Genomic DNA, 18,998 nt, shown 5'->3' on the forward strand with positions numbered 1-18,998 from the left:
TTCCATGCTGGCGCGTCTGTCGATCCGTGACATCGTCCTGATCGAACGGCTCGATATCGAATTCGCAACGGGCCTCGCGGTTTTGACCGGCGAGACCGGTGCGGGCAAATCCATCCTGCTCGATGCCTTTGCGCTGGCACTCGGCGGCCGCGGCGACGCCGGCCTCGTGCGCCACGGCGCGGAGCAGGGGCAGGTCACGGCCGTCTTCGATATCCCCAAAAATCACCCCGCGACGGCGATCCTCGCCGAGAACGGCCTCGACGACACCGGCGAGATGATTCTCCGCCGCGTCCAGCTCGCCGACGGCCGCACCCGCGCCTTCATCAACGACCAGTCGATCAGCGTGCAGACGCTGAAGGCGGTCGGCGCCGCCCTGGTCGAGATCCACGGCCAGCATGACGAGCGCGCGCTGGTCGATGCCGCCACTCACCGCCGCCTTCTCGATGCCTTTGCCGGCCTCGAGAAGGACGTTGCGATCGTCGAGTCGCTTTGGGATGCGCGCCGCACCGCCAACACCGAGCTGGAGGAGCATCGCGCCGGCATGGAGCGGGCCGCGCGCGAGGCCGACTATCTGCGCCACGCCTCCGACGAGCTGAAGCAGCTCGCCCCCAAGGACGGCGAGGAGACTTCGCTGGCGTCCCGCCGGACCACGATGATGCAGGGCGAGAAGATCGCCTCCGACCTGCGCGAGGCGCAGGAGGCGGTCGGCGGCAACCACTCGCCGGTCGCGGCGCTGTCGGCCGCGGTGCGCCGGCTGGAGCGCCGCGGCGTCAATTCGCCGGCGCTGGTCGAGCCCGCGGTCAAGGCGATCGACGCCGCGATCAACGCGCTGGAGGAAGCCGACCAGCATCTTCAGGCGGCGCTGGCCGCAACCGACTTCGACCCGGCCGAGCTCGAACGCATCGAGGAGCGCCTGTTCGCCTTGCGCGCCGCCTCGCGCAAATATTCGACGCCGGTCGACGGACTCGCCGCGCTCGCCGCCAGATACGCCGCCGACGTCGTGCTGATCGATGCCGGCGCCTCGCGGCTGAAGAAGCTGGAGCAGGCTGCGATCGAGGCCGATGCGCGTTATGCCGCTGCCGCGAAGAAACTGTCGATGGCGCGGCAGAAATCGGCCGAGAAGCTCAACAAGTCCGTCAATGCCGAGCTCGCCCCGCTCAAGCTCGAGCGCGCGAAATTCATGACCCAGGTCGAAACCGACGAGGCCGCGCCGGGGCCGCAAGGCATCGACCGCGTCGAGTTCTGGGTGCAGACCAATCCGGGCACCAAGCCGGGCCCGCTGATGAAGGTCGCCTCCGGCGGCGAGCTGTCGCGCTTTCTCCTGGCGCTCAAGGTCGTGCTGTCCGACCGCGGCTCGGCGCCGACCCTCGTGTTCGACGAGATCGACACCGGCGTCGGCGGCGCAGTGGCCGACGCCATCGGCGGGCGCCTGGCGCGGCTTGCCGGCAAGGTGCAGGTGATGGCCGTGACCCACGCCCCGCAGGTCGCCGCGCGGGCCGGCCAGCATCTGCTCATCTCCAAGGACGCCCTCGACAAGGGCAAGCGCGTCGCCACCCGCGTCAACGCGCTGGTCGCCGACCACCGCCGCGAGGAGATCGCGCGCATGCTCGCCGGCGCCGAGATCACCGCCGAGGCGAGGGCGGCCGCAGACCGCCTGCTCAAGGCGGCGACGGCTTAAGCCTCGTGTCCCGGACGCGGCGCAGCGCGCCGCGAGCCGGGACCCAGAATGCCGCCGCATGGGCCCCGGCTCTGCAGTGCACCGCTGAAGAAGCACGGCACAGCATCCGGGGAACAAGACCTCCGCCCATCTTTACCCTCCCGCCCGCTCCGTCGTATCCAAGCACCATGGCAAGAGCAGCAAAATCCAAACCGCTCCGTGACGTCACCGAGCTCACCAAGGCGCAGGCCAAGGTCGAGCTCATGCGGCTCGCACTCGAGCTCGAAGAGCATGACAAGCGCTATTATCAGGATGACGCGCCCACCGTCACCGACGCCGAATACGACGCGCTGCGCCAGCGCTTCAACGCGATCGAAAAGCGCTTTCCGGAATTCGTCAGCGCGGAATCGCCCTCGCAGAAGGTCGGCGCGGCGCCGTCAGGCCGCTTCAGGAAGGTGCGGCATGCCGTCCCCATGCTGTCGCTCGACAACGCCTTTGCCGAAGAGGACGTGCGCGACTTCGTCGGCCGCATTGTGCGCTTCCTGAAGCTCGACGACGACAAGATCGACTTCTCCGCCGAGCCGAAGATCGACGGTCTCTCGATGTCGCTGCGCTATGAGGGCGGCGAGCTCGTCACCGCGGCGACGCGCGGTGACGGTGCGGAGGGCGAGGATGTCACCGCCAATATCCGCACCCTCGAAGACGTCCCGCAGAAGCTGAAGGGGCGCAATGTCCCCGACATCTGCGAGGTGCGCGGCGAGGTCTACATGACCAAGAAGGCTTTCCTGGCGCTCAATGAGCGGCAGAAGGCCGCCGGCGATACGATCTTCGCCAATCCGCGCAACTCGGCGGCCGGCTCGCTCCGCCAGAAGGATCCGACCATCACCGCCTCACGCCCCCTGGGCTTCTTCGCCTATGCCTGGGGCGAGATGAGCGCGATGCCGGAGGAGACGCAGACCGGCATGATCCACTGGTTCGAGCGCTGCGGCTTCAAGACCAATCCGCTGACCAGGCTGTGCCACTCGGTCGAGGAGCTGATCGCGTTCCACCAGAGAATCGAGGAAGAGCGCGCCGAGCTCGACTACGACATCGACGGCGTTGTCTACAAGGTCGACCGCATCGACTGGCAGGAGCGGCTCGGCTTCGTCTCGCGCACGCCGCGCTGGGGCATCGCGCACAAATTCCCGGCCGAGCGCGCCATGACGGTGCTGCGCGACATCGAGATCCAGGTCGGCCGCACCGGCTCGTTCACGCCGGTCGGCAAGCTCGAGCCGGTCGGCGTCGGCGGCGTGATGGTGCAGAACGTCACGCTGCACAACGAGGATTACATCAAGGGCATCGGCAACAAGGGCGAGGTGTTGCGCGAGGGCCGCGACATCAGGATCGGCGACACCGTCGTGATCCAGCGCGCCGGTGACGTCATCCCGCAGGTGGTCGACGTCGTCCTCGACAAGCGGCCGAAGAATGCCAGGGAATTCCACTTCCCCAAGAAGTGCCCGTGCCCGCTGCACACCGACGTCACGCGCGAGGAGACGGCGGCGGGCGAAGAGGGCTCGCGCGCCCGCTGCACCGGCGAGTTCGCCTGCCCCTATCAGAAGATCGAGCACCTCAAACTGTTCGTGTCGCGGCGCGCCTTCGACATCGACGGCCTCGGCGAGAAGCAGCTCCAGTACTTCTTCGACGAAGGTTTTGTGAAGGAGCCCGCCGACATCTTCACGCTGGAGAAGCGCAACTCGAAACTCAAGCTTGAGGAGATCGAGGGCTACGGCGCCACCTCTGTGCGCAACCTCTTCGCCGCCATCGAGAGCCGGCGCAAAATCGCGCTGGAGCGCTTCGTCTATGCGCTCGGCATGCGACATGTCGGCGAGACCACCGCGCTGGCGCTGGCGCGCGGCTACGGCTCCTGGGACGCGTTCCACGATGCCTGCCTCAAGGTCGCCAAGGGCGACGAGGAGGCGATGGCGGATATGGATGCGCTCGACCAGATCGGCGACACCGTGATCAAGAGCATCGCCGATTATTTCGGCGAGAGCCATAATCGCGGCATCGTCGAGCGCCTGACCAGGGAAGTCGAGATCGTCGACGCCGAGAAGCCGAAGAGCAACTCGGCCGTCGCCGGCAAGACCGTGGTGTTCACGGGCTCGCTGGAGAAGATGACGCGGGATGAAGCCAAGGCCACCGCCGAGCGTCTAGGGGCGAAGGTGTCGGGCTCGGTGTCGAAGAAGACCGATCTCGTCATAGCCGGCCCCGGCGCTGGCTCGAAGCTCGCCGAGGCCAACAAGCACGGCGTCAAGGTGTTGACCGAAGACGAGTGGCTGAAGCTGATCGGGGAGTGAGGTTTTTTCGTCATTGCGAGCGAAGCGAAGCAATCCAGCCCGTCGCCGCGGAAAGACTCTGGATTGCTTCGCTTCGCTCGCAATGACGGGGAGGCGGCGTGCCACCCCTCACATCATCCCGCTCTCTTCCTCCTCCGCCTGCTCGATCAGCGTCTCGCTCACCACGATCTCGCGGCGGGGGACGACGAAGATCATCATGCAGGCGCAGAGCAGCGAGATCGCGAGCACGGCGGAGGTCAGCGGCAGCGTCGTTGAGGAGTGGCCGCCGAGATAGGCGCCGAATTGCGACATCAGCGCGCCGATGCCCTGCTGGAGGAAGCCCATCGCGCCCGACGCGGTGCCGGCCGCTTCGGGGCGGATGCTGATCGCGCCGGCGGCGGAATTCGCCATCACGAAGGCATTGCCGGCCATCACGATCATCTGCGTGCCGAACAGCCAGGCGGGCGCTTCATTCCAGCCGGCGAAACTCCAGACCAGGTTCAACAGGCTGCCGCTGAGCTGAAGGCCGAGCCCGAACCAGATCAGCTTTTCCAGCGCGTGGCGCGGCGCAAAGCGCACGCAGAGTAGATTGCCGACGAGATACGCAAAGCCTGATGTCGCAAACCAAGCGCCGTATTCGGCGCTGCTGCGGCCCATCTGCGTCACCACGATGTAGGGGCCGCCGCCGGCGAAGGTGAATATGATCTGCGAGGCCAGCACCTGGCACATCACGTAGCCGACGAAGGCGCGGTTCCTGATCAGGGTGCCGATGTCGGCGCGAAAGCCGCTGCCGGCGGCGCGGCTGCGGCGCGTTTCCGGCAGCGCCACGGCGATGCCGACGGCGACCGCAACTGCGCCGATGGTGATGGCGTAGAAGATCGCGCGCCAGCCGAACGCGGTCTCGATCAGGCCGCCGGTGAGCGGCGAGAGCATCTGTCCGATCATCAGGGCCGCGACGACGAGGCTGATCATGGAGGCGACGCGCTGGCGCTCGTAGATGTCGCGGATGATGGCGCGGCTCACCACCATGCCGGTGGCGCCGCCGAGCGCCTGGAAGAAGCGCGCGGCAATCAGTTGCGGTAGGTTCTGCGCGAAGATGCAGGCAACGCTCGCCGCCACCATCAGCGCGAGCCCTGCGAGCAGCACCGGGCGCCGCCCGAACTTGTCCGACAGCGGGCCCATGACCAGCTGCGAGCAGGCGATGCCGACCATGAAGAGCGACACCGTCATCTGCGCGACCGAGATGTCGCTGCCGAAGTTCGTCGCCAGCACCGGGAGCGCCGGAACCAGCATGTACAGCGAGATCGGCGCAATCCCGGTCATGACGACGAGCAGCAGCAACACCACGCGCGAGGTCGCGATGGTCTTCATTGCCGCTTCCGGCGGCCTGCTGATCATGCCGTGCATGCGTGTCCGTCTCTGACAAGTTCGAATCGAACTGTAGCGCGCTCGCGCAAGACGGATATCGGCGTTTCGGAATGCGGCCATACCGATTCCGGGATGGTTATGATGAGGGCGCGATGGCGACCGATTGGGCGCGTTGCTCGCGCTACAGAAGCGGTGTCATTCCCTGCGAAGGCGGGGAATCCAGTATTCCAGAGGCAGTAGTTCTATACGGAGAGGTCGCGGCGTACTGGATGCCCCGCCGGAGCCTGTCATCGGGCTCGCCAAAGGCGAGACCCGGTGGCGGGGCATGACAGCTGTCGTGAGGAAGCAGCCGTGCGCAAATCGCGTAGTGCCATGCGCCCCGGAATGGCGAGCTTACGCCTTCAGCTCCGCCGTCGCCTGATCGAGCCACGCCTTCGTTGCCTCGTCCAGCGCCGGCCCGACCTCGGCCCTCACACGCGCGTGGTAGGCATTGAGCCAGTCGAGCTCGTCGCGGCTCAGCATGGCGACATCGATCAGCCGGCGGTCGATCGGCGCCAGGGTCAGCGTCTCGAACGCGTTCATCGGCTTCTCGGCACCCTTGATGTCGGCGGCGACCACGAGCTCGAGGTTCTCGATGCGGATGCCGAAACCGTCGGTCTTGTAGTAGCCGGGCTCGTTGGAGAGGATCATGCCGCGCTTCAGCGGCGTGGTGCCGAGCTTCGAGATCCGCGCCGGCCCTTCGTGGACGCTGAGATAGCTGCCGACGCCATGGCCGGTGCCGTGCTCGAAATCGACGCCGGCGGCCCAGAGATATTGCCGCGCCAGCGTGTCGAGCTGAGCGCCATTGGTGCCGTCGGGGAAGATCGCGCGCGCGATCGCGATATGGCCGCGCAGCACGCGGGTGAAGCGGTCGCGCATCTCGCCCGTGGGCTCGCCGACCGCCATGGTGCGCGTCACGTCGGTGGTGCCGTCTTCATATTGCGCACCGGAATCGATCAGCAGCAGGTCGCCGGGCGCGATGCGCCGGTTGCTCTTGCGGGTGACGCGGTAGTGCACGATGGCGCCGTTCGGGCCGGTGCCCGATATGGTCGGGAACGACACGTCCTTCAGCGCGCCGGTGTCGCGGCGGAACGTCTCCAGCGCTTCCACTGCGTCGATCTCGGTGAGCTTGCCGCTGGGCGCTTCGCGATCGACCCAGGCGAGGAAGCGCGCCAGCGCCACGGCATCGCGGCGATGCGCCGTCTGCGTGCCCCTGATCTCGGTCGCGTTCTTGACCGCCTTGAGCAGCGCAATCGGATCGCTGCCGCGCACAGGCTTGCCGCCGGCGCCGGCGATCAGCCGGCTCAGCGCATCGGCCGCGGTGGCAGTGTCGAGCGCGATCGCGGCGCCGCTCTTGGCCAGCGCCATCAGCGTCGGCGCCATCGCATCGGGCTCGCGCACGTCGGCCGATTGCTCGAGATGGTCGCGCGTCAGGTTGGAAAGCTTGCGGTGGTCGATGAAGATGGTCGGCCGGCCGTCCTTCGGGACCAGTGCGTAGGACAGCGGCAGCGGGGTATGCGCGACGTCGGCGCCGCGGATGTTGAAAGTCCAGGCCACCGCATGGCTGTCCGACAGCACCAGCGCGTCAGCGTCGAGCTTGGCGATCTCGCTTTTGATCTGCGCCAGCTTCTCGGCTTCGCCGAGGCCGGCATGTTGCATTCCGTGCACGGCGACGGGAGCAAGCGGCGGCTGCGGCCGGTCGTGCCAGACCGCGTCCACCGGATTGCTGTCGACCGCCACCAGCTCGGCGCCGGCCTTGGTGCAGGCGGCGGCGAGGCGTTCGGCTGCCGCAAAAGTGTGCAACCAGGGATCAAATCCGAGGCGGTCGCCGGCTTTCAGATGCGCCGAGACCCAGCTCTCCGGCGGAGGGTCGATCAGCGATTCCACCGCCCAGGCCTTTGCGTCGACCTGCTTGGCCGCCTGGATCGTGTAGCGGCCGTCGACGAACAATGCGGCCTCGCGGGCCAGCACCACCGCCAGGCCCGCCGATCCGGTAAAGCCGGTCAGCCAGGCGAGCCGCTCTTCCGAAGGCGCCACATATTCATTCTGCTGCTGGTCGGCGCGCGGAATGACGAAGCCGGTCAGCTTGCGGCGGGCGAGTTCTTCGCGGAGCGCGGCAAGGCGCGCCGTCAATGCGACGCCGGCCTCGGGCTCCTCGAATGTCTGGAAGTGTGCTTCGAACATGGTGGATCACTTTAGGATCACGGGGGTCACTCCGCAATGTGGACGCATTCGCGGCGCATCTGGCATGGACTGTGCTTGAAAAAGTTCCGCTTGAGTCGACTGGAGTAAAGGGATGCAGCCTTTGAGCTCCGTCCGGATAACAGGGAAATTCGAGCAAGTGTTTCTACTCAACGGCGAGGGGACACACGATGCCAGCGTTCACGTTTGAGAAGATTTCGCCGCCGGTCCGCCGGGCCCCGGCCGCAACGACACCGAAGAAGCCGCGCGGTCTCATCAGCCAGATGATCGACCGTATCGCCGAGCGCCGCGCGAGGCGCACCTTGCAGGATGAGCGCGCGATGCGCCGGGACGAGAAGCCGGCGGAGTAGCGTGGCGATGGCGATGTCGTCGTAGGGTGGGCAAAGGCGCCGAGCGCCGTGCCCACCATCTCCCCATGATCGCAGATGAACTCGGTGGGCACGCTTCGCTTTGCCCACCCTACGCCGTTCACTGCTGCACTTCACCCCACCTTCCGCAGCAAGAGGCTGCTCCACCCCTCGATCCGCAAATGCCGCAGCGGCACGAGGCCGCGTGCGCGATAGGCGGCGATCACGGCGGGGGCCTGGTGCGTTAGCAGGCCGGAGAGGATGACGCGCGCCCCGGGCGCAAGGTGCTGCGCCATCGGGCTCGCCAGGTGCCGCAGCGGATTGGCAAGGATGTTGGCCAGCACCAGGTCGAACGGGCCGGCCCGGGCAAAATCGGGCGCGGCGAAGCCGGTGGCGCGGATCACCCGCACATGGTGACCGACTTCGTTCAGCCGGCCGTTCTCGGCCGCCACCCGCACCGAGGGCGGGTCGATGTCGGAGGCAAGCACGGCGCGATGCAGCGCCTTCGCGGCCGCGATCGCCAGCACGCCGGTCCCGGTGCCGAGGTCGAGCACGTTGCTCGGGCGGGAACTCTTCAGGACATGGTCAAGCAGGAGTAAACAGCCGCGCGTGGTGCCGTGATGGCCAGTGCCGAAGGCGAGCGCCGCCTCGATCTCGATCTTGAGCTTGTTCGGCGCGACGCGGTCGCGGTCATGGCTGCCGTGCACGACGAAGCGTCCGGCCGGCACCGGGACGAGATCTTCCAGGCTGGCCTTGACCCAGTCCTTGGCTTCGACGGTATCGAAGGCAAGCGTGTCGGCGATGTCATTTCCTGCCGAATTTACAACGAGTTCGCGCAGCCAGGCCTGGTCCGGCGCATCCGCAAAATGCAGCGTGACGTCCCATTGTCCGTCCGGCCGCTCGAACGCAGCGACCGCCGCATCGCCCTCGAAGAACATCTCGGTGAGCACGTCGACGACACGCCGGGCAGCGGCCTCGCTGCCGATCGAAAAGCTGGCGCGATGGGTGGGGGAAAGCTGCATCTTAGGGTTCCGTCGGGTTTAATTTTTGGAACTTTTGTTCCCAATTTTTGGCACAACTTGCAGTTCCGCGATTAACCCGCCCGAAGGTCGCATCCCGTAGATTTCCGGATGTTGGGGCCAACCAACGCACCTTGAGATAGAAATGGAGGCGAGTCTTGACGCGCATGATTTTGAAGTTCTGGTCCGATGAGTCCGGTGCGACCGCAATCGAGTACGGCCTTATCGCGGCCGGTATCGCGCTGGCGATCATCACCGTGGTGAACGGCCTGGGCACCACGATGAACGAAAAGTTCACTTCGATTAGCACCTCCTTGAAGTAATTTCCGCCTCCCATTTCCCAGCGGGGGCTACTTTCTTCGTAGGCTATGTCTGACTAACGCCCGCACGGGAATTGCTCCCGGCGGGCGAAGTCGTTTTTCCCGCGTGCGATTCCCAGCCGGTATCCACGGGTTGTCCGCCATTTGCCAGAGCGTTATCCACCGGCTCATCCCGTCCTTGCGCGGCGGTTTTGCACCGCCTGTCCCCAGACTTGTCCCGATGGTCTGGTGCCGCCATCCTCTTCCTGGGCACACACCTGCCAACAGCCTGTCCACAGCCCGTCCACAGACCTATCCACGGCTTCCGAACAGAGAGCGGTGATCCCGCAAGATCACCTGCGCCGCATTGTGGCCGGGAGCGCCGGTGACGCCGCCGCCGGGATGGGCGCCGGAGCCGCAGTGATAGAGGCCTTTCAGCGGCCCGCGATAATCGGCATGGCCAAGCATCGGCCGCGCCGAGAACAACTGGTTCAGCGTCAGCGCGCCGTGGAAGATGTCGCCGCCGAGGAGGCCGAACTGCCGTTCGAGATCGAGCGGCGAGAGGATCTGGCGGCCGAGCACGCTTGACGCAAAACCCGGCGCGTAGCTGTCCACCGTCGCGATCATGAGATCGGCGACCTCGTCGCGATGGTCGTCCCAGGATTTCCCTTCAGGCAGCTCCGGCGCGACGTGCTGGCAGAACAGGCTCGCGACATGCTTGCCTGCGGGCGCCAGCGTGTCGTCGAGCGTGGAGGGGATCAGCATCTCGACCACGGGCTCTCGGCTCCAGCCGTGCGCGCGCGCATCGAGATAGGCGCGGTCCATGTAGCCGAGGCTCGGCGCCAGGATGATGCCCGAGGTGAGGTGATCGCCGTCATCCGGCAGCGCCGTGAAGGAGGGCAGGCGGTCCAGCGCCACGTTCATGCGGAAGGTGCCGGAGCCGTTCTTCCAGTGCCGGATGCGGGCGAGGAAGTCCTTCGCCAGGGCGTCGGCCGCGATCAGCCGCGTATAGAGCAGCTTTGGATTGACGTTGGCCGCGACATATTTCGCGCGGATCGTCGCGCCGTTCTCCAGCACGACGCCGACGGCGCGGTCGCGTTCGATGATCACCTCGCGCACGCCGGCGTCCGTGTCGATCGCGACGCCACGGCCCTGCGCGGCGCGCGCCATCGCCTGGGTGATCGCGCCCATGCCGCCGATGGCGTGGCCCCAGACGCCCTTCTTGCCGTTCACCTCGCCGAAGGCGTGATGCAGCATCACATAGGCTGAGCCGGCGGCGTAGGGGCTGGCATAATTGCCGACGATGGCATCGAAGCCGAACAGCGCCTTGACGAGATCATGCTCGAGCCGCTCGTCCAGCATCTCGCCGGCCGAGCGGGTGAAGAGATCGAGCAGGCTGCGGCTTTGCTCCAGCGTCAGCCCGCGCAGGATGTTGGCGCTCTGCAATGCGTTCACGGCCTCGCGGATCGCGTTCGTGCCAAAACCGTCGAGCAGGTTCGGCGGTGCGCGCAGCACGAATTGGCGCAGAACGTCGGCGATGTCTTCCAGTTCGCGCGAGAAGCCGTCGAGTGCATCCGCATCATGCGCACTCAGCCGCGCGACTGACGCTTTTGTCCGTCCCTCGCCGGTGAGCAGATAGCTGCCGTCCGGCGCGGGCAGAAAATTCTGCGCCCGCCGCTCGACGATTCGCAGGCCCTGCTCGGCAAGCCTGAGGTCGCGGATCACCTGCGGATTGAGCAGGCTCACGGTGTAGGCTGCGACAGAATTGCGGAATCCCGGATGAAACTCCTCCGTGACCGCCGCGCCGCCGACCACCTTGCGACGCTCGACCACGCGCACGCGCAAGCCCGCCATCGCGAGATAGGCCGCGCAGGTGAGGCCGTTATGGCCAGCGCCGATGATGACGACGTCGGTTTCGGTCATGATTTCCCTGGCGTCATTCCGGGGCGCGCGAAGCGCGAACTATGGTGCGGGCTCCCGCACCGGAGAATCTCGAGGTTCCGGGTTCGATGCTTCGCATCGCCCCGGAATGACATCTCTATATCAAGCATTCCTCGCTGCAACATCACGAGACCATTTATTGCCCGTTCAGGCGTGGTGTGCTCCATTGCGCGCGCCCGGCGCCCGCCGGAGTTTAGCCGGAGATTCCATGGATTCGATCGTGCAACCCGCCGCCACGGAGCAGCCGTCGTCGTCGCGCAACCGGCTGTTGCTGGCGGTCTACACCGCTGCGATCTTCGTCAGCGCGCTGCTCCTGTTCTCGGTGCAGCCGCTGTTCACGAAGATGGTGCTGCCGCGGCTCGGCGGCTCGCCGGCGGTGTGGTCGGTCGCGATGGTGTTCTTCCAGTCGCTGCTGCTGGCCGGCTACGCCTATGCGCATCTCTTGATGCAGGTGAGGAACCGGATCGTTCCGGTGGCGGTGCATCTGGTGTTGCTGGTCCTGGCCTTCGCCACGCTGCCGCTCGGCATTGCCACCGCCTATGGCGAGCCGCCCGCGTCGGGCTATGCGGTCTGGCTGCTCGGCCTGTTCGTGGTCTCGATCGGGCTGCCGTTCTTCGCGCTCGCCGCCAACAATCCGCTGCTGCAAGCCTGGTTCGTCCGCACCGGCCATCCCGCCGGGCACGATCCCTATTTCCTCTATGCGTCCTCCAACATCGGCAGCTTTCTCGCGCTGTTGTCCTATCCGTTCCTGCTGGAACCGGTGTTCACGCTGCACACGCAGAACCGCTTCTGGACCGGCGGCTATGGCCTCCTGATCGTCCTGATCGCCGCCTGCGGCGTGCTGTTGTTGCGCTCGCCAAAACTGGCGGTGGTCGATGCGCGAACCGAGGAGATCAATGCGCCCGCACCCGGCCTCGTGACGCGGCTGCGCTGGATCTTCCTCGCCGCGGTGCCGTCGGGCCTGCTCATCGCCGTCACCGCGCACATCTCGACCGACGTCGCGGCGGCACCGCTTCTGTGGGTGCTGCCGCTGTCGCTGTATTTGCTCACCTGGGTGGTGGTGTTCCAGTCGCGGCCGCTGCTGCCGCACAAATGGATGCTGATGCTCCAGCCGGTCGCGATCGCGGGTGTGGTTGTCCTGCTGGCCTTCGGCGGTGAACAGAATCTGCTGCTGACGCTCGGCGGTCATCAATTGTGCTTCTTCGTCATCGCCATGGCCTGTCACGGCGAATTGGCGCGGACCCGGCCGGCCGCCAAATATCTCACCGGCTTCTATGTCGCGCTGTCGTTCGGCGGCATGGTCGGCGGCCTCTTTGCTGGCCTCGTTGCTCCATTCACCTTCTCATGGATCGCCGAATATCCGATCCTGGTCGCGCTCGCGGCGCTGTGCCGCCCGTCCGCCAACGAGCGTCTTGCCGGCATCGTCAAATGGTACTGGCTGGCGCTCGCCGCGCTCGCGGTGGCACTCGTCGCGCCGTCCTACACCACGGGCAGCCTCTCGACCTGGTTCGAGGATCACCGCGTCTGGGTCGCCGGCTCCGTCGGCGTGCTCGCTGCGTTGCTGACATTGGCACTCAATGCCGGCCGTTGGAAGATCTTTGCCACGATTGCGCTGGCGCTGGCGCTGATCCGTGTCTATCCGGCGGACGAGGGCCGCGTCACCACCGTGCGCAGTTTCTTCGGCGTCCACAAGATCGTGGAGACGCCCGGCGGCTATTTCCACGTGCTGATGCACGGCACCACGATCCACGGCGCCGAGCGCTTCCGCAACAACGACGGCACGCCGGTCACCGGGCGGCCCGAGCCGATCACCTACTATCACAAGGACGGCGGCATCGGTCAGGCCATCACCGCGCTCCGCGAGCGCAAGGGCGCGCCGCTGAAGGTCGCCGCGATCGGCGTCGGATCGGGCACGCTCGCCTGTGCCGCCGAGCCAGGGGAGAGCTGGAAATTCTTCGAGATCGACCAGTCGATGGTCGACGCGGCGCGCGACCCGAAGAATTTCCGCTACATCTCGAGCTGCCTGCCGGACCTGAAGCCGGTGATCGGGGACGCGCGCCTGACCTTCGCGAAGGAGCCGGACGGCGCCTATGACTTGATCATCGTCGATGCCTATTCGTCGGATGCGATCCCGATCCATCTTGCGACCGAGGAGGCGATGAAGATCTACAAGGACAAGCTCGCGCCCCACGGCGCCGTGGTGATGCACGTCTCCAACCGGCATCTCGATCTCGAAACCGTCGTGGTCGGTATCGCCGATGCCAACGATCTCAAGAGCTGGGTCTTCAACGAGGATTCCGGGCGGGATGGCGATTACATCTTCTCGACCGACGTCGTCATCTCCGCGCGCGAGGAGGCCGACGTCGGCAAGATCGCCTCGTCCAAGGTCTGGGAGCAGACCGAAGCCGACGACAGGGTGCGGGTCTGGACCGACGATTATTCCAACATCCTCGGCGCGCTGTATCGGCGTTTGAGGGACGGGGAGTAGGGCCGCTTCGTAATCTCGTGCCCCGGACGCAGCGCAGCGCTTCTACAGCGGTGCGCTGCAGAGCCGGGGCCCATAAGTCTGGGTCCCGGCTCTGCGTCGCGTCATTTCATGCCGCGCCGCGTCCGGGACATGAGACGGACAGACCTTACGGCGCCACCGGCGTCCCTGCGGGCAGCGCAATTCCCCTCTCGCCCGCCACCTGTCGCAACAGGTCGGGCCTATCCGAGATGATCCCGTCGACGCCGATCTCGATCATGCGCGCCATGTCCTCAGGCTTGTTGACCGTCCAGACCGCGACGCGCAGCCCGAGCCCGTGAGCCTCCGAGACGAGTGCCGCTGTCACGTCGCCGAAATAGGGCGACCAGATCGCGCCGCCCGCAGCCTTGATGGTGCGCGGCAGCGAGCCGCCGTGATCGGCGGGACTGAAACCCGCGGTCCAGTTGGTGGCCTTGTCCAGCGCGACGGTCTGGCCCGAGCCACGCTGGAGCGTCAGGTACACGGTCGGAATGTTCGGCGCCTGCTGCTGGACGAGTTGCAGGGTCCTCCAGTCGAACGACTGGATCGTGACGCGCCCGGAAAACTTCTCGGCCTCGATCAGCGCGAGCAGTTTGGCGACAAAGCCTTGCGGGTCGAGGGATTCGTCCGGGTGGTTCGGATTGATCTTGGTCTCGATGTTGAAGCGCACGCGATCGTCGCCGGACTTGCGCACCAGTGCGAACAGCTGCCTCAAGGTGGGAATGTGTGTCCCCGGCACGGCGCGCTGCTCGGGGAATTGCCTCGCGTAAGAACTGTCCGGCCGGATCTGGCCGACGTCATAGGTCCCGATCTCTTCGAGCCGCAGTTTTACGAAGGGCGTACCGGGCGGAGCGACATAGGCGCCGTTTGCATCCCGTGCGAGATCGGGATTGAGCCCGCGTTCATGCGAGATGATGACCTCGCCATCGGCGGTGATGCCGACGTCGAGCTCCAGCGTATCCACGCCCATCGACAGCACGTTGGCGAAGGCCGGCAGGGTGTTTTCCGGCAACAACGCCCGGCCGCCGCGATGCGCCTCGAGATCGAAGGCCATGGCCTGTCCCGCTATCAAGACCCAGAGCAAAGTCAGAACGGGCGTGGCACGTGATGACATAGTGCCTCGAATGGCGATGGGGTGTTCGTGCTGACCGGCGAGGGTCGTTGATGACGACGGCGGACGGCCACGTCAGTTCTGGTAGTAATAGCCGCGCGGCTGATAAACCTGCCGGGGCTGTGGCTGATAATAGCCCTGCTGGCCGTAGCCCTGATTGTAATATTGCTGCGCCGGCTGCTGATAGACCTGTGCGTCATAGAGCGGGCGGCTGGCCGAGCGCGGCGCCGGATAGCGCGTGCCGGTTTCGCTGCCGTCGGCCGGGTAGATGTAGTTGTCGTCCTGCGGCATGTAGCGGCGGGCGGGCTGCGCCGGCGGCGTCAGATTCACGGGATCGCCTGATGTTGCGTATTGCTCTTCGACCGGCTGCGGGGCGCGGGCTACCGCATTGTTGGTGCGGCCGCGCGGATTGCGCGCCAGCGCCACCTGCGCCGAGCCGGTCAGCGTCACGGTGGTGTTGAGCACGCCCTGCTGCTGCACCAGCGCATAGAGCGTCGATGCGTTCTGGCGCGACAGCCGCACGCAGCCATGGGATGCCGGCGAGCCGAGACGGCCGATCGAGTCCGTGCCGTGGATGGCATGCCCGACCTTGGTGAAGAAGATCGCGTGCGGCATCGGCGCGTCGTCGAATTCCTTGGAGAAGTGATCCTCTTCCATGCGGAAGGTACGGAACGCTCCGCTCGGTGTCTCGCGCGAGGGAATGCCCGTCGACACCGGCCAGCGATAGCGCGCGACGCCGTCGACGGCGACGGTCATCTGCTGATTGTCCTTGTCGACGGTGATTTCGACCTTGGCTTGCGCGGTGCCCGCGCTCAAAAGCATCAGGGATGTGAAAGCAATAAAAAACGAACGCATCTGACTTCTGGCCTCCGGCCTGTTCACGCAAGCGCCGCGGCTCTCCGTCCCCCGGCGTGCACTATGCCTGCAATCCGGCTTTCGTTCCAGCGGCCCCGCCCAGCCATCGTTAACGTGATGCCTGATGTAAGCAAGGCCGCTTTGTGCCGCGCCGCCCGCGGCGATGCTGACATTTTCGCGAGTGGAGACGCGTTCACGACGCCGACAATTCGTCACAAAGGCGCAACCATTTGGCCGCTCCTTGCGTTGATGGCCTACCTGCAAGGCGTTATTCGCCGCCGTGTACCCCTTGTATGTCCCTTGGGATCGAAGATGAACAAAGTCCGTATCGCCGCTGCGCCATTGCCGGCCGGTTTACCTGTCCGCCTGCTTTTCGCCGCCGCCGCCATCCTGCTCGCACTGTTATCGCTGCCGCAAGCTGGCCATGCCCAGGGCATCGTGCGCGGTGCCCAGGAAGGCGCCCATGAAGGCAACCGCATTGCCGGCCCGGTGGGCGGTGTGGTCGGAGGCGCGGTCGGCGCCGGTGTCGGCGGCGCTGTGGGCGCGGTCGAGGGCGTGCTCGGCATTCCCCACCGTCACTACCGTCACTGCCGCGGGTATTATGACGGCTATCACCGCTTCCATTGCTATCGATAGCCGCTGGTCATTCCGGGGCGCCCGAAGGGCGAACCCGGAATCCATTCATCCACCAACTCCGTCGCACGATGGATTCCGGGTTCGCGCTACGCGCGCCCCGGAACGACGCCGGGGGTCAATTCTTCAGCCGGTACCCGGTGCGGAAAATCCACCAGATTGCGACCAGGCAGATCACCAGGAACGCCGTCGTCATGCCGATGCTGACGGATACGCTCACGTCCGCAATCTCGTAGAAGCTCCAGCGGAAGCCGGAGATCAGATAGACGACCGGGTTGAGCAGCGCCACCGTGCGCCAGGTCGGCGGCAGCATGTCGATGGAATAGAAGCTGCCGCCGAGGAAGGTCAGCGGCGTCACCACCAGCATCGGGATCATCTGCAGCTTCTCGAACCCGTCGGCCCAGATGCCGATGATGAAGCCGAACAGGCTGAAGGTCACCGCCGTCAGCACCAGGAAGGCCAGCATCCAGACCGGATGGTGGATATGCAATGGAACGAAGAGCCCGGCGGTGGCGAGGATGATCAGGCCGAGGATGATCGACTTGGTCGCGGCGGCGCCGACATAGCCGAGCACGATCTCGAAATAGGAGATCGGCGCCGACAGGATCTCGTAGATCGTGCCGGTGAATTTCGGGAAGTAGATGCCGAACGAGGCGTTGGCGATGCTCTGCGTCAGCACCGAGAGCATGATCAGGCCCGGCACGATGAAGGTGCCGTAGCTGACGCCCTCGACCTGGCTGATGCGCGAGCCGATCGCGGCGCCGAACACCACGAAATAGAGCGAGGTGGAGACCACCGGCGAGACGATGCTTTGCAGCAGCGTGCGCCAGGTGCGCGCCATTTCGAACAGATAGATGGCGCGGATGGCGCGGTGATTCATGACGTCCTCACGAGATCGACGAAGATGTCCTCGAGCGACGATTGCGTCGTGTCGAGATCGTTGAAGCGGATGCCGGCGGTGCGCAGGTCGCTGAGCAGGCTGGTGATGCCGGTGCGCTCGCCCTTGGTGTCGTAGTCGTAGACCAGCGTCGCGCCGGAATCGCAGAGGTCGAGCTCGTAATGGCCGAGGCTCTCCGGCAGCGAGGAGATCTTGTTCTGCAAGTGCAGCGTCAGCCGCTTCTTGCCGAGCTTCTGCATCAAGGTCGCCTTGTCCTCGATCAGCACGATCTCGCCCTTGTTGATGACGCCGATGCGGTCGGCCATCTCCTCGGCTTCCTCGATGTAATGCGTGGTGAGGATGATGGTGACGCCGGACTGCTGGAGCGTGCGCACCACCTCCCACATGCCCTTGCGCAGCTCGACGTCGACGCCGGCGGTGGGCTCGTCCAAAAACAGGATCTGCGGCTCGTGCGACAGCGCCTTGGCGATCATCACGCGGCGCTTCATGCCGCCGGAGAGCGTGATGATCTTGCTGTCCTTCTTGTCCCACAGCGAGAGGTCCTTGAGCACCTTCTCGATATGGGCTGGGTTCTTCGGCTTGCCGAACAGGCCGCGGGAGAAGCTCACGGTCGCCCAGACGCTCTCGAAGGCGTCGGTGTGGAGTTCCTGTGGCACGAGGCCGATCAGCGAGCGCGCCTTGCGGTAGGAGGTCTGGATGTCCTCGCCGCTGACGAGGACGCGGCCCTCGCTCGGATTGGCGATGCCGCAGATGATCGAGATCAGTGTGGTCTTGCCGGCGCCGTTGGGCCCGAGCAGCGCGAAGATCTCGCCGCGCTTGATATCGAGATTGACGTTCTTGAGCGCCTTGAAGCCGGACCCATAGGTCTTCGACAGATTGGCGACGGAAATGATGGAGGACATGATGGCCGGCGGACTGGGAAGGGGGAGGCTGGAACCCGCCCGGGGCGGGCGGGTCAGCGGTGCCCTGACATAGGAATGCCCTTGCCGGGTCGCAATTGGCCGGAGAAAAATGGTCTCAAAACAGGCCCTTCGGTGGCAGGTTCCGGGCAAGTGTTGCGCGATGGTCACGGCTTGCGGCTAAGATTGTCGCTCACGCGGCTCTTTGTTGCGTCCGCGAGCAGGCCATGGCTACGATTCCGGCCAATCGCAAAGCGTATTGTCCCCAGGGAAACCATCGATGAGACCGAACGGCCGTCACACCGCCGGCGCCAGCCAATTGCCCGCCATCCGTGTGTGGGCGATGTGCCTGCTCCTGCTGTCAGCTGTTGCCATGAGCCCGACCACCGCGAAGGCGGCGCCGAGCCAGTCCGCGGCCGCGACCACGCATGTCTACCTGCTCCGCGGCGTGCTCAACATCTTCTCGCTCGGGCTCGATACGATCGGCTCCCGGCTCCAGGCGCAGGGCATTCCGGTAACGGTTGCCAATTTCGTCTCCTGGTCCTCGCTCGCCGATGAGGCCGCGGCCGCCTATAAGGCCGGCCGCATCAAGACCATCGTCCTGGTCGGCCATTCCTCGGGCGCGACTGCGCTGCCGGACATGATCGCCAAGCTCAACCAGCTCGGCGTGCCCGTGAAGCTCGCGATCGGCCTCGATTCCGTGTTCAAGACCAGGCTTTCGACCGGCGCCGAACGCTACATCAACATCTATATCGGCGATGGTCCCGGTGAGCCGGTGCGGGCCGCGGCCGGCCTGCGCGGCAAGCTCGACAATGTCGACGTGCGCGGCACCGGCGTCGGCCACATCTCGATCGACAAGAACGAGGCGATCCAGCGCCGCGTCATCGCCGAGATCGACGCTGCGATCATGCG

15 protein-coding genes are annotated in these 18,998 nt (G+C 65.8%); 7 read left to right on the forward strand and 8 right to left on the reverse strand.

Annotated elements, in window-relative coordinates:
- Nucleotides 1-4: 4 nt before the first annotated feature.
- Together recN and ligA are read left to right on the forward strand one after the other, a co-directional pair.
- A complete protein-coding gene (gene recN, locus XI09_RS13315) occupies nucleotides 5-1,678 on the forward strand; it encodes a DNA repair protein RecN (RefSeq protein ID WP_271567245.1) in 1,674 nt (557 codons plus the stop codon).
- Between the two features lie 167 nt (nucleotides 1,679-1,845).
- Nucleotides 1,846-3,993 carry an NAD-dependent DNA ligase LigA gene (gene ligA / locus XI09_RS13320; RefSeq protein ID WP_271567246.1) on the forward strand — a complete coding sequence of 716 codons (2,148 nt, stop codon included), beginning with the start codon at nucleotides 1,846-1,848 and terminating at the stop codon, nucleotides 3,991-3,993.
- A gap of 108 nt (nucleotides 3,994-4,101) precedes the next feature.
- Here ligA and XI09_RS13325 read toward each other — a convergent pair whose 3' ends face one another.
- On the reverse strand, nucleotides 4,102-5,379 hold the full coding sequence (locus tag XI09_RS13325; RefSeq protein WP_271567247.1) for a multidrug effflux MFS transporter: 1,278 nt from the start codon (nucleotides 5,377-5,379) through the stop codon (nucleotides 4,102-4,104).
- Between the two features lie 354 nt (nucleotides 5,380-5,733).
- A complete protein-coding gene (locus XI09_RS13330; protein ID WP_271567248.1) occupies nucleotides 5,734-7,563 on the reverse strand; it encodes an aminopeptidase P family protein in 1,830 nt (609 codons plus the stop codon).
- A 188-nt stretch (nucleotides 7,564-7,751) separates the two neighbouring features.
- Between XI09_RS13330 and XI09_RS13335 the strand changes: the two genes are divergently transcribed.
- Nucleotides 7,752-7,931, forward strand: coding sequence for a hypothetical protein (locus XI09_RS13335; RefSeq protein WP_271567249.1), 180 nt, complete (start codon nucleotides 7,752-7,754; stop codon nucleotides 7,929-7,931).
- 131 nt (nucleotides 7,932-8,062) lie between these two features.
- Here the strand turns inward: XI09_RS13335 and XI09_RS13340 are convergent, their stop codons facing one another.
- Entirely contained in the window at nucleotides 8,063-8,950 is an 888-nt protein-coding gene (locus tag XI09_RS13340; RefSeq protein ID WP_271567250.1) for a 50S ribosomal protein L11 methyltransferase, read from the reverse strand.
- A gap of 164 nt (nucleotides 8,951-9,114) precedes the next feature.
- Between XI09_RS13340 and XI09_RS13345 the strand changes: the two genes are divergently transcribed.
- Nucleotides 9,115-9,270 carry a Flp family type IVb pilin gene (locus XI09_RS13345; protein WP_092185258.1) on the forward strand — a complete coding sequence of 52 codons (156 nt, stop codon included), beginning with the start codon at nucleotides 9,115-9,117 and terminating at the stop codon, nucleotides 9,268-9,270.
- 288 nt (nucleotides 9,271-9,558) lie between these two features.
- On the opposite strand, the gene XI09_RS13350 is transcribed toward XI09_RS13345, so the two are convergent.
- Complete coding sequence (locus XI09_RS13350) at nucleotides 9,559-11,169, reverse strand: phytoene desaturase family protein (RefSeq protein WP_271567251.1); 1,611 nt, start codon at nucleotides 11,167-11,169, stop codon at nucleotides 9,559-9,561.
- Nucleotides 11,170-11,395: 226 nt separating this feature from the next.
- Here XI09_RS13350 and XI09_RS13355 point away from each other — a divergent pair, with 226 nt between their 5' ends.
- Nucleotides 11,396-13,675: a spermidine synthase gene (locus XI09_RS13355; RefSeq protein ID WP_271567252.1), complete on the forward strand. Its 2,280-nt coding sequence runs from the start codon at nucleotides 11,396-11,398 to the stop codon at nucleotides 13,673-13,675.
- A gap of 145 nt (nucleotides 13,676-13,820) precedes the next feature.
- Here the strand turns inward: XI09_RS13355 and XI09_RS13360 are convergent, their stop codons facing one another.
- Both XI09_RS13360 and XI09_RS13365 read right to left on the reverse strand, forming a co-directional pair.
- Nucleotides 13,821-14,804 carry a glycerophosphodiester phosphodiesterase gene (locus XI09_RS13360; RefSeq protein ID WP_271567253.1) on the reverse strand — a complete coding sequence of 328 codons (984 nt, stop codon included), beginning with the start codon at nucleotides 14,802-14,804 and terminating at the stop codon, nucleotides 13,821-13,823.
- 72 nt (nucleotides 14,805-14,876) lie between these two features.
- Nucleotides 14,877-15,656 (reverse strand): L,D-transpeptidase, encoded by a 780-nt coding sequence (locus XI09_RS13365; protein ID WP_271567254.1) that lies wholly within the window; start codon nucleotides 15,654-15,656, stop codon nucleotides 14,877-14,879.
- Between the two features lie 312 nt (nucleotides 15,657-15,968).
- Between XI09_RS13365 and XI09_RS13370 the strand changes: the two genes are divergently transcribed.
- Nucleotides 15,969-16,292, forward strand: a complete 324-nt coding sequence (locus XI09_RS13370) for a hypothetical protein (RefSeq protein WP_092186138.1) — start codon at nucleotides 15,969-15,971, stop codon at nucleotides 16,290-16,292.
- Between the two features lie 115 nt (nucleotides 16,293-16,407).
- Here XI09_RS13370 and XI09_RS13375 read toward each other — a convergent pair whose 3' ends face one another.
- Complete coding sequence (locus XI09_RS13375; protein ID WP_271567255.1) at nucleotides 16,408-17,169, reverse strand: ABC transporter permease; 762 nt, start codon at nucleotides 17,167-17,169, stop codon at nucleotides 16,408-16,410.
- Nucleotides 17,166-18,089, reverse strand: coding sequence for an ABC transporter ATP-binding protein (locus tag XI09_RS13380; protein WP_271567256.1), 924 nt, complete (start codon nucleotides 18,087-18,089; stop codon nucleotides 17,166-17,168). The genes XI09_RS13375 and XI09_RS13380 overlap by 4 nt, the downstream gene beginning before the upstream one ends.
- 277 nt (nucleotides 18,090-18,366) lie before the next feature.
- On the opposite strand from XI09_RS13380, the gene XI09_RS13385 reads away from it, so the two are divergent.
- On the forward strand, nucleotides 18,367-18,998 hold a 632-nt coding region (locus tag XI09_RS13385; RefSeq protein ID WP_271567257.1), incomplete at its 3' end, for a hypothetical protein.

This window comes from Bradyrhizobium sp. CCBAU 11386, assembly GCF_028128955.1.
GTDB lineage: Bacteria > Pseudomonadota > Alphaproteobacteria > Rhizobiales > Xanthobacteraceae > Bradyrhizobium.